General features: G+C 60.9%; 7 protein-coding genes. All 7 read right to left on the reverse strand.

What is annotated here, in order from left to right; all coding sequences use genetic code 11:
* Positions 1–258, reverse strand: a 258-nt coding sequence (locus tag ACP5MM_RS09205) for a GTP-binding protein (RefSeq protein WP_427934473.1), incomplete at its 3' end; no start/stop codon positions are given.
* A 19-nt stretch (positions 259–277) separates the two neighbouring features.
* Positions 278–2,377, reverse strand: a complete 2,100-nt coding sequence (fusA, locus tag ACP5MM_RS09210; protein ID WP_427930867.1) for an elongation factor G — start codon at positions 2,375–2,377, stop codon at positions 278–280.
* 33 nt (positions 2,378–2,410) lie between these two features.
* Positions 2,411–2,881, reverse strand: coding sequence for a 30S ribosomal protein S7 (gene rpsG / locus ACP5MM_RS09215; RefSeq protein WP_427930868.1), 471 nt, complete (start codon positions 2,879–2,881; stop codon positions 2,411–2,413).
* A gap of 39 nt (positions 2,882–2,920) precedes the next feature.
* Entirely contained in the window at positions 2,921–3,292 is a 372-nt protein-coding gene (gene rpsL / locus ACP5MM_RS09220; RefSeq protein WP_123102078.1) for a 30S ribosomal protein S12, read from the reverse strand.
* 110 nt (positions 3,293–3,402) lie between these two features.
* Positions 3,403–7,593: a DNA-directed RNA polymerase subunit beta' gene (rpoC, locus tag ACP5MM_RS09225; protein WP_427934474.1), complete on the reverse strand. Its 4,191-nt coding sequence runs from the start codon at positions 7,591–7,593 to the stop codon at positions 3,403–3,405.
* A 33-nt stretch (positions 7,594–7,626) separates the two neighbouring features.
* Complete coding sequence (rpoB, locus tag ACP5MM_RS09230; protein ID WP_427930870.1) at positions 7,627–11,715, reverse strand: DNA-directed RNA polymerase subunit beta; 4,089 nt, start codon at positions 11,713–11,715, stop codon at positions 7,627–7,629.
* Between the two features lie 122 nt (positions 11,716–11,837).
* A partial coding sequence (rplL, locus tag ACP5MM_RS09235; RefSeq protein WP_427934476.1) for a 50S ribosomal protein L7/L12 occupies positions 11,838–12,139 on the reverse strand: 302 nt, incomplete at its 5' end.

A 12,139-nucleotide genomic window follows, 5' to 3' on the forward strand; every position in this document is an offset into this window, starting at 1 on the left:
GGCGTGCCCCGGGCAGTCCACATGCGCGTAGTGACGGTTGGCGGTCTCATATTCGACATGCGAGGTGGCAATGGTGATGCCACGCGCCCGCTCTTCCGGCGCATTGTCAATCTGATCATAGGCCCGCACTTCCCCACCAAACTTCGCCGACAGCACCTTCGTCAGCGCCGCCGTCAACGTGGTCTTCCCGTGGTCCACGTGACCAATCGTTCCCACATTCACATGCGGCTTCGTCCGCTCAAATTTCCCTTTGGACATCTTGACCTCTCCCTAACGGCTAGCGCTGACTTTTCTTGACAATGGCCTCGGCCACATGGCCGGGGACTTCCATATACTTTTCAAACTGCATGGTGTAAGTCGCCCGTCCCTGCGATAAAGAGCGCACGGTCGTCGCATACCCGAACATCTCCGCAAGGGGCACTTCACAGCGGATCACCTTGGCGCCCGCCTCGTCTTCCATGCCCTGCATCATGCCCCGACGGCTGTTGATGTCGCCGATGATATCACCCATATATTCTTCCGGCGTGACCACTTCCACGGCGAAGATCGGCTCAAGAAGAACGGGGTTGGCCTTGGCAGCACCGGCCTTGAAACCCATGGATCCTGCAATCTTGAACGCCGCTTCGGAGGAGTCGACATCGTGATAGGAGCCGTCGAAGATCGTCACCTTGACGTCGACCACCGGGAAGCCCGCGATGATACCACTTTCCAGCGCTTCTTCAACACCTTTCTGCGTCGGGCCGATGAACTCCTTGGGCACCGTACCGCCGACAATCCCGTTCTCAAAGGAAAAGCCGGTCCCGGGCTCCTGCGGTTCCAGACGCAACCAGACATGGCCGTACTGACCGCGACCACCCGATTGCCGCACGAACTTGCCTTCCGCTTCGACCGTCTTGCGGATCGTTTCCCGGTACGCCACCTGGGGTGCGCCGACGGTGGCTTCCACGCCGAATTCCCGTTTCATGCGGTCCACCAGGATTTCCAGGTGCAGTTCGCCCATGCCGGAAATGATGGTCTGCCCCGACTCCTGATCGGTACGGACCCGGAATGACGGATCTTCCTGGGCCAGCTTACCCAGGGCGATGCCCATTTTCTCCTGATCTGCCTTGGTCTTCGGCTCGACGGCAACGTGAATGACCGGTTCGGGGAACTCGATCTTTTCCAATGCGATGGGCTTGTTCAGATCGCAAAGGGTATCCCCGGTATAGGCGATCTTGAGCCCTACGGCAGCGGCAATATCCCCGGCCAGCACTTCCTTGATTTCGTGGCGCTCGTTGGCATGCATCTGGAGAATGCGCCCGATCCGCTCCTTCTGATCGCGACCGGGATTCAGTACCGTGGAGCCCGCCGTCAGTACGCCCGAATACACGCGGAAGAAGGTGAGCTGACCGACAAAGGGATCGGTCATGATCTTGAACGCCAGGGCCGAGAAGGGCTCGCCATCATCGGGCCGACGTGACAGCGCGACGCCGCTGTCGGGGTCGACGCCCTCAACGGGAGGAATGTCTACGGGCGAGGGCAGATAATCCAACACGGCGTCCAGCATGGCTTGTACGCCTTTGTTTTTAAAGGCACTGCCGCAGAGAACCGGAACGACGTGGCCGGCGATGGTCGATTTACGCAAGCCGGCCATCAACTCTGCGGTGGAAATCTCTTCCCCCTCCAGATATTTCAGCATCAACTCTTCATCGGCATCGGCAATGGATTCGACCATGAAGTGACGGGCAGCTTCCGCCTCCTCGCGCAAATCCGCCGGGATCTCTTCCTCGGTGAAGCGCATTCCCTGGGTACTGTCATCCCAGTTGATGGCCTTCATCTTGAATAGATCGATCACACCCCGAAAGCGCTCCTCCTCCCCGATGGGAAGCTGAATGGGGACGGGATGACCCCGGAGCTTGCTCTGGATCTGGTCGACGACACGCTTGAAATTCGCGCCCTGGCGATCCATCTTGTTGACGAACGCGATGCGGGGCACGCCATACTTGTTTGCCTGGCGCCAGACAGTTTCGGACTGCGGCTGGACACCGCCGACAGCGCAAAAGACCGCTACCGCGCCATCCAGGACACGCAGGGAGCGTTCGACCTCGATGGTGAAGTCCACATGCCCCGGCGTATCGATGATGTTGATGCGATGTTCGGGACGCTGGCCATCCATGCCCTTCCAGAAACAGGTGGTTGCCGCAGAGGTAATGGTAATACCCCGCTCCTGCTCCTGGGCCATCCAATCCATGACCGCAGTCCCTTCATGAACCTCGCCGATCTTATGCGAGACACCGGTATAGAACAGGATACGTTCGGTTGTCGTCGTCTTGCCGGCATCAATGTGGGCCATGATGCCGATATTCCGATAACGATCAATGGGGGTTGTGCGAGCCACGGCTTATTCCTTATCCAAGCAATCTGCGATCGTTTACCAGCGGAAATGTGCAAAGGCCTTATTGGCTTCTGCCATGCGATGCGTCTCTTCCCGCTTGCGCACTGCCGTGCCGCGGTTTTCCGCTGCCTCAAGGATTTCCGCCGCCAGGCGGTTGCCCATGGATTTCTCCGTACGCTTCCGCGCGGCATCGCGCAGCCAGCGCATGGCCAGCGCGATGCGGCGATCCGAGCGCACCTCGATAGGCACCTGATAGGTGGCACCGCCAACGCGGCGACTCTTGACCTCTACCGCCGGACGGACATTGTCCATGGCCTTGCGAAACACATCCAAGGGATCCGTCTTGCTCCGTTCGGCGACAATATCCAGCGCACCGTAAACGATCTTTTCCGCAACGCTTTTCTTGCCATCGCGCATGATCACATTGGCGAACTTGGCGATGATTTCTTCCTTGTACTTGGGATCCGGCAAGATGATCCGCTTGGGTACTTCGCGACGTCTAGGCATGACGCATCAACTCCTTCAATAACGCTTATCTGGGCACGCTTATTTGGGACGCTTGGCGCCATACTTGGAACGCGACTGCTTCCGGCCTTTCACACCGGCCGTATCAAGGGTTCCACGCACGATATGATAGCGAACGCCGGGAAGATCCTTCACGCGCCCTCCGCGAATGAGGACAACGGAGTGCTCCTGGAGATTGTGCCCCTCACCGGGTATGTAGCTACTAACCTCGAAGCCGTTCGTCAGCCTGACGCGGGCAACCTTGCGTAGCGCCGAGTTGGGCTTTTTCGGTGTCGTCGTGTAGACGCGCGTGCAAACACCGCGCTTCTGTGGGTTGGCATCGAGCGCGGGCACCTTGCTTTTGGCCACCGGCCGCTTGCGCGGTTTGCGCACGAGTTGATTTAATGTGGGCATCAACAATCTCCAATACTTGAAACTTCGCGGTATGCCGCGCATACCAACAAGAGGGCGCATTCTAAGGAGGCCGGCCCCAAGTGTCAAGGCAGGCCTTCGGGAAGAAACAGTTACTGCGACTCCTCCACCCTTACCGGGGCGTCTTCCAGCGGCGCAGGAACACTCGCGCCGGGCCGGGGCGCCGCCGCCGGGGCAACGCCGGCCCCTGCTGCCAGGGATTCCCGGTGCAAACGGCGACGGTGCTCGTGATAGGCCAGTCCGGTGCCGGCGGGGATGAGGCGGCCAACGATGACGTTCTCCTTGAGCCCCCGCAGTTCATCGACCTTTCCGGTCACCGCCGCCTCCGTCAACACCCGCGTAGTCTCCTGGAAGCTTGCCGCAGAGATGAATGACTCCGTGGACAGGCTGGCCTTGGTAATACCCAGAAGCACCGGAATGAAACGGGCGGGCTCCTTGCCGGCAGCGATGAGGTTGACGTTTTCCTCCTCCACCCGCGCCCGGTCCACCTGCTCACCGGGGAGGAAGAGACTATCCCCGGCAAAAGTGATCTCGGCCTTGCGCAACATCTGCCGCAGAATTACCTCGATGTGCTTGTCATTGATGCGCACCCCCTGGAGGCGATACACATCCTGCACTTCGTCCACGATATAATTGGCCAAGGCCTGAACGCCCAGGACGCGGAGAATATCATGGGGAACCGGCTGGCCTTCCACGAGCTGTTCGCCGGGGCTGACCCGCTCGCCCTCGTAGACCGTCACATGCCGGCCCTTGGGGATGAGATATTCGTGCTGCTCGCCGTGCTCATCGGTAATGATCAGACGCTGTTTGCCCTTGGTATCCTTGCCGAAACCGATGATGCCCTCATGCTCGGCGATCACCGCGAAGTCCTTGGGGCGCCGGGCCTCGAAGAGTTCCGCGACGCGCGGCAGACCACCGGTGATATCGCGGGTCTTGGTGGTGCCCACGGGCAGGCGCGCCAAAATATCGCCGGGCAGGACGATGCCGCCTTCATGCACGGCGATGATGGCCTTGGCAGGCAGGAAGTAACGCGCGGGCAGGTCGGTCCCCGGCAGTTTCAAATCCTGGCCGTGCTCATCCTGGACGATGATGACCGGACGCAGGTCACGCCCCTGTGGGGGCCGCTGCTTCGCATCCATGACCACCAGCGTCGACAAGCCTGTGATTTCGTCGTTCTGAATCGCCACGCTGGCGCCTTCGACGGCATCCTTGAGGACCACCTTGCCGCCCACTTCGCTGACAATGGGGCGGGTGTGGGGATCCCATTCGGCGATCCGGCGGCCCGCCGTAACCGCCCCGTTGTCATCAATGAGCACCGAAGCGCCATAGGGGACCTTGTAACGCTCCTTTTCGCGCCCTTGCTCATCGGTGATGCTGACTTCGCCGTTGCGGGCGACCACCACATGGCGGCCGCTGGGATGGGTCACCAGCCTCAGGTTTTGGTAGCGGAGGATCCCTCCCTGCTTGACCTCGATGCTGCTCTGGGCCGCCGAACGGCTGGCGGCCCCGCCGATATGGAAGGTACGCATGGTCAACTGCGTGCCGGGCTCGCCGATGGATTGCGCCGCGATTACCCCCACGGCCTCGCCAGCATTCACCAAGTGCCCGCGGGCAAGGTCACGCCCGTAGCACAGGGCGCATACCCCGTGACGGGAACGACAGGTGAGGGGCGAGCGCACCTTCAGTGCGTCCACGCCCAGTTCGTCCAGTTGCCCCACATGCTGTTCATCCAGCAGGGTGTTGCGGGCGATCACGATCTCCCCGGTGTTGGGGTGGAGTATGTCCTCCGCCACCACCCGACCGAGGACACGGTCGCGCAGCGCTTCGATGATCTCTCCGCCCTCCACCAGCGAGGTCATGGGCAAACCTTCTTCCGACCCGCAATCGCGCTCCACCACCACCAGATCCTGGGTCACATCCACCAGACGCCGGGTCAAGTAACCGGAGTTGGCCGTCTTGAGGGCCGTATCCGCCAAGCCTTTGCGGGCGCCATGGGTGGAGATGAAGTACTGGAGGACATTCAGGCCTTCGCGGAAATTGGCGGTAATGGGGGTCTCGATGATGGAGCCGTCCGGCTTGGCCATCAGGCCGCGCATGCCGGCCAACTGGCGGATCTGGGCGGCCGAACCACGGGCACCGGAGTCAGCCATCATGAAGATCGAATTGAAGGAATCCTGCTGGACCACCCGCCCATCGGCGAGGGTGACGGTATCCTTGCTGACCCGGTCCATCATGGCCTTGGCCACGTCATCGGTGGCCCGCGACCAGATATCGACCACCTTGTTGTAACGCTCGCCCTCGGTCACCAGACCCGAGGTATACTGCGCCTGAATGGCCTTCACCTCGTCCTCGGCAACGGCCAGAATGGTCTCCTTCTCGGGCGGCGTCACCATGTCCACTGCGCCGAAGGAGATGCCGGCCCGGGTTGCCATCCGGTAGCCCATGTACATCAACTGATCCGCGAAAATGACGGTATCCTTGATACCCAGACGGCGGTAGCAGGTATTGACCAGTTCGGTGATGGCCTTCTTCTTGAGCACCCGATTGATGACGCTGAAGGGAAGCCCTTCGGGCAGGATCTCGCCAAGCAGGGCGCGCCCCGCCGTCGTTTCCACCCGTTCTCCGCGGAAACGCACCTGCACGCGGGCGTGGAGCCCGACTTCATGGGCATCATAGGCGCGACGCACCTCGGCGATGTCGCTATACAACCCGCCGACGCCTTTGGCGTCGGCCCGTTCCTGGGTCATGTAGTAGAGGCCGAGGACGATGTCCTGGGAAGGCACGATGATGGGATCGCCGTTGGCCGGACTAAGGATGTTGTTGGTGGACATCATCAGGGTCCGCGCTTCCAACTGGGCCTCCAGGGAGAGCGGGACGTGAACGGCCATCTGGTCGCCGTCAAAATCCGCGTTGTAAGCCGCGCAGACCAGCGGATGGAGCTGGATGGCCTTGCCTTCGATGAGCACCGGTTCAAAGGCCTGAATACCCAGACGATGCAGGGTGGGGGCGCGGTTCAGGAAGACCGGGTGTTCGCGAATGACGTCTTCGAGGATATCCCAGACTTCCGGCTTCTCCTGCTCCACCAGGCGCTTGGCGGCCTTGATGGTCGTCGCCAGTCCGCGTTCTTCGAGTTTGTTGAAAATGAATGGCTTGAACAGCTCCAAGGCCATTTTTTTCGGCAACCCGCATTGATGCAGGCGGAGTTCTGGTCCGACGACGATCACGGAGCGGCCGGAATAGTCGACGCGCTTGCCGAGGAGGTTCTGGCGGAAGCGCCCTTGCTTGCCCTTGATCATGTCGGCAAGGGATTTGAGCGGACGCTTGTTGGGGCCGGCAATGGCGCGCCCGCGGCGGCCATTGTCGAGCAGGGCGTCCACCGCCTCCTGCAGCATGCGCTTTTCATTGCGCACAATGATGTCGGGCGCCTTCAACTCCAGCAGCCGCTTGAGACGGTTGTTGCGGTTGATCACGCGCCGATAGAGGTCATTGAGGTCCGAGGTGGCGAACCGTCCGCCATCCAGCGGCACCAAAGGCCGCAAATCCGGGGGCAGGACCGGCAGCACCTCGATGATCATCCACTCCGGGCGGTTGCCCGACTGTTCAAAGGCCTCCAGGATCTTGAGGCGTTTGCTGAGTTTTTTGATCTTGGTCTCGGAGTTGGCGCCAAGGAGTTCCTCGCGAATGGCCGCGGCCTCCTTGGCTACGGGGATGGCCTTGAGCAGATCACGGATGCCTTCCGCGCCCATCTTGGCGGTAAATTCGTCGCCATGCTCTTCCAGCGCGTCCAGATACTGGTCTTCGCTGAGGATCTGCCCCCGCTCCAGGTTGGTCAGGCCCGGATCGACCACGACATAGGCCTCGAAATAGAGGACGCGCTCGATATCCCGCAAGGGCATATCCAGGATCATGCCCATCCGGCTGGGCAAGGACTTGAGAAACCAGATATGCGCCACCGGGCTGGCCAGTTCGATGTGGCCCATGCGCTCGCGGCGCACCCGCGTCTGGGTGACCTCGACGCCGCATTTCTCGCAGACCACGCCGCGATGCTTGAGCCGCTTGTACTTGCCGCACAGGCACTCATAATCCTTGATGGGGCCGAAGATCTTGGCGCAAAAAAGGCCATCGCGCTCCGGCTTGAAGGTCCGGTAGTTGATGGTTTCCGGCTTTTTGACCTCACCAAAGGACCATGACCGGACCTTGTCCGGAGAGGCTATGCCAATCCGGATCGCATCGAATTCTTCTTGCTGATCGTTCTGCTTGAAGAGCTTGAGTAAGTCTTTCAACGCACTCTCCCTTGCCCGCTGTCGGGCGAAACCTTAGTTGGATTGATCCAGTTCAATATCAATGCTCAGAGAGCGCAGTTCTTTCAACAGCACGTTGAAGGATTCCGGCATGCCCGCATCCATGCGGAAATCACCCTTGACGATGGATTCATACATCTTGCTGCGCCCCGTGACGTCGTCCGACTTCACCGTGAGCATCTCTTGCAGGGTGTAGGCCGCGCCATAGGCCTCCAAAGCCCAGACCTCCATTTCCCCGAAACGCTGGCCGCCGAATTGCGCCTTGCCGCCCAAGGGCTGCTGCGTGACCAGGCTGTAGGGGCCGGTGGAGCGGGCATGCATCTTGTCGTCGACCAAATGGTGGAGCTTCAGAATGTACATGTAGCCAACGGTAACCGGCCGATCAAAGGCCTCACCGGTCCGGCCGTCGTGAAGGGTCACCTGGCCACTGCGCGGCAGGCCGGCCAGTTCCAGCATGGAGTGGATTTCCCCCTCATCGGCGCCATCGAAGACCGGCGTCGCCATGGGCACGCCATAGCGCAAGTTGCCTGCCAGTTCGCGAATCTCCGCATCCGACAAGGAATCCAGGTCCTCCTGCTTCCCGGTGCGGTTGTAGATCTCCCCAAGGAAGCGGCGCATATCCTGGATTTCCGCATGGGCGTCCAGCATCTGCCCGATCTTCTTCCCCAGACCCTTGGCCGCCCAGCCGAGATGCGCCTCGAGGATCTGCCCGACATTCATGCGCGACGGCACACCCAGGGGGTTGAGAACGATGTCCACCGGGCTTCCGTCCGCAAGGTAGGGCATATCCTCCACCGGCACGATCTTGGAAACCACGCCCTTATTGCCGTGGCGACCGGCCATCTTGTCGCCGGGCTGCAGGTGGCGTTTGATGGCCACATGGACCTTGACCATCTTCAATACGCCGGGGCTCAGATCGTCCCCCTGGGTCAGCTTGCGCCGTTTTTCCTCCAGCACGCCGTCGAGGCGCTCCCGCTGTTCCACCAACTGAGCGCGGATCTGCTCCAGGGCCTCATTGCTCTCCTCGCCACGCAAGCGGATCTCAAACCAGCGATGGCGGGGCAGGTCCTTGAGATAGGCCTTGGTGACCTTGTTGCCCGGCGCCAGGCCCTCAGGCCCGCCATCGGCAACCTTGCCTAGCAACAGCCGTTCGATACGCTGGAAGCTGTCCTCCTCCACAATCCGGTACTGATCGTTGAGATCCTTGCGAATCCGGGCCAACTCCTGCTCTTCAATGGCCTTGGCGCGCGCGTCCTTTTCGATCCCGTCGCGGGTGAATACCTGGACGTCGATGACCGTACCGGACATGCCCGCCGGCATCCGCAGGGAGTTGTCCTTCACGTCCGAGGCCTTCTCGCCGAAGATCGCGCGTAGCAGCTTCTCTTCGGGGGTCAGTTGCGTCTCCCCTTTGGGAGTGACCTTCCCCACCAGGATATCGCCAGGCCCCAATTCGGCGCCAATGACCACGATACCCGACTCGTCCAGGTGCCGCAGGGCGCCTTCGGAGACATTGGGGATATCACGGGTGATCTCTTCCGGTCCGAGCTTGGTATCGCGGGCAAATACCGAGAATTCCTCGATGTGGATGGTGGTATAGCGATCTTCCGCCACCACCCGCTCGGAGATCAGGATGGAGTCCTCGAAGTTGTATCCGTTCCAGGGCATGAAGGCCACGAGGATGTTCTGGCCGAGGGCCAACTCACCCATCTCGGTACTCGGACCGTCGGCCAGCACGTCACCGCGACTGACCACATCGCCCACCTTCACCACCGGGCGCTGATTGAGCGTCGTGTTCTGGTTGGAGCGTGCGTATTTGACCAGGTTGTAGATGTCCACACCGGGTTCTTCGGGAAGGGTTTCCTCGTCGCGCACCTTCACCACGACACGGGCGCCGTCCACGCTGTCCACCACCCCGCCGCGACGGGCGACCACGGCGGCGCCGGAGTCGATGGCCACCACCCGCTCCATGCCGGTACCCACCAAGGGGGCGTCGGAACGCACCGTCGGCACGGCCTGGCGCTGCATGTTCGAGCCCATGAGCGCGCGGTTGGCGTCATCGTGCTCCAGGAAGGGAATCAGGCTCGCCGCTACCGAGACGATCTGGCGGGGAGAAATATCCATGAACTGCACCTGATCGGGGGTGGCCAGCATGAATTCATTCTCATGTCGGCAGGAAACCAGATCATCGGCAAGAAAGCCCTCGCCGTCCACCGTCGAATTGGCCTGGGCGATGATGAAGTCGCCCTCGTCGATGGCCGACAGATAGACCACCTCGTCGGTCACCCGGCGGTCGCGCACACGCCGATACGGCGTCTCCAGAAAGCCGTAATCGTTGGTTCGCGCATAACAGGACAGGCTATTGATCAAACCGATATTGGGACCTTCCGGCGTCTCGATGGGGCAGATCCGGCCATAGTGGGTAGGATGCACGTCGCGCACCTCAAAGCCAGCACGCTCCCGCGTCAGGCCGCCCGGCCCCAGGGCCGAAACGCGCCGCTTGTGGGTGACTTCGGACAAGGGATTGGTCTGGTCCATGAACTGCGAGAGCTGGCTGGAACCGAAGAACTCATTGACCACCGCCGCAATGGGCTTGGCATTGATGAGATCCTGGGGGGTCAGGCCCTCGCTCTCGGCCAGGGAGAGGCGATCCTTCACCGCCCGCTCCACCCGCACCAAGCCAAGGCGGAACTGGTTTTCCATCAGTTCACCCACCGAGCGCACGCGCCGGTTCCCCAGGTGATCGATATCGTCGATCTCCCCGTTCCCGTTGCGCAAGGCCATGAGCACCTGGAGCACGGCGATGATGTCGTCGCTGCTCAGGACTCCCGCGCCGGTAATCTCTTCCCGGCCGACGCGGCGGTTGAACTTCATCCGGCCAACGGCGGAAAGATCATAACGATCGGGGCTGAAGAAGAGATTCTGGAAGAGGTTCTGGGCCGCGTCCTTGGTGGGCGGCTCGCCAGGGCGCATCATCCGGTAGATCTCCATCTGTGCCTCGTGGGGATCCCTGGAGGTATCGATCCGCAGCGTCTCGGACATATAAGGGCCGCGGTCGATCTCGTTGATATACAGGGTGCGGATGGTGATGGGCTCGCGATCCTGGAGCAATTCCAGGATCTCTCCGGTAATGGGCTCGTTGGCATGCACGATGAGCTCACCGGTGCTGCCATCGACGACATCATGGGCAATCACCTTGCCCAGCACAAAGCCGTTGGGCACGACGATTTCGCCCAGTTCCGGGACCTCATCAAGCAGCTTGACCTGGCGCGCCGTAATCCGCTTGCCCGCCTGCACCAGCACTGCGCCGGTCTTGGGATGGACAATGTCGAAACTCGCCATCTCTCCCTGTAAACGGGAAGGGACCAAGGTGTAATAGACTTGGTGATCCGCGATCCGGAAGGTTTCCGTCTCGAAGAACATCGCCAGGATATCCTCGGTGCCGAAACCCAGGGCGCGCAACAGCGTCGTGGCCGGCAGTTTGCGCCGCCGGTCGATACGCGCGTATACATGGTCCTTGGGATCAAACTCGAAATCCAGCCACGAACCGCGATAAGGAATGATGCGGGCGTTGAACAACAGCTTTCCGGAAGAATGGGTCTTACCGCGGTCATGATCAAAAAAGACCCCGGGAGAACGATGCAGTTGCGAGACGATGATGCGCTCGGTGCCGTTGATCACGAAGGAGCCATGCTCCGTCATGAGCGGCAATTCGCCCATGTACACGTCCTGCTCCTTGACATCCTTGACCCGTTTGGCCCCGGTCGTGTCATCTTTTTCCATGATGGCCAGACGCAGGCGCACGCGCACCCCGGCGCAGAAGGTCAAACCGCGCTGACGGCATTCCACCACGTCAAAAACCGGCTTTTCAAGACGATAGGAAACGTAGTCCAGCACCGCATTCCCGGAATAACTCTCCATGGGGAATACGGACCGGAATACCGCTTCCAGCCCCACCACCTTGCGTGCCGCCGGAGGTACCGCGGCCTGCAGGAATTCCGTATAAGAATCCATCTGCGTTGCCAGCAGATAAGGCACAGCAAGAATGCTTTGGCTTTTCCCAAAGTCTTTACGAATCCGTTTCTTTTCAGTAAAAGAGTAGGCCATGGATGCTCCGCGCGACGACTGCCATATCCAGAAAGACCTGTTTCAACCCGCTTTCTGCAAATAATGAGGGGCTGGCAGCGTAAAACGCCGCCAGCCGCAGAAGGATGTTACAGTGCAACGAATTACTTGATCTCCGCCTCAGCGCCAGCCTCGACCAACTGGGCCTTGACGCTTTCGGCCTCCGCCTTGGAAACCCCTTCCTTGACGGCCTTGGGCGCGCCTTCCACCAAATCCTTGGCCTCTTTCAGACCCAGGTTGGTGATGGCGCGCACCACCTTGATGGTGTTGACCTTGTTGGCGCCGGCACCGGTAAGGATGACGTCAAACTCGGTCTGTTCTTCAACGGCGGCAGCAGCCTCGCCCCCGCCGACGCCAGCCGGAGCGGCAACGGCAACGGCGGCCGCAGAAACACCAAACTTCTCTT

Source organism: Acidithiobacillus sp., from assembly GCF_049965315.1.
Taxonomy (GTDB): Bacteria; Pseudomonadota; Gammaproteobacteria; order Acidithiobacillales; family Acidithiobacillaceae; genus Acidithiobacillus_B.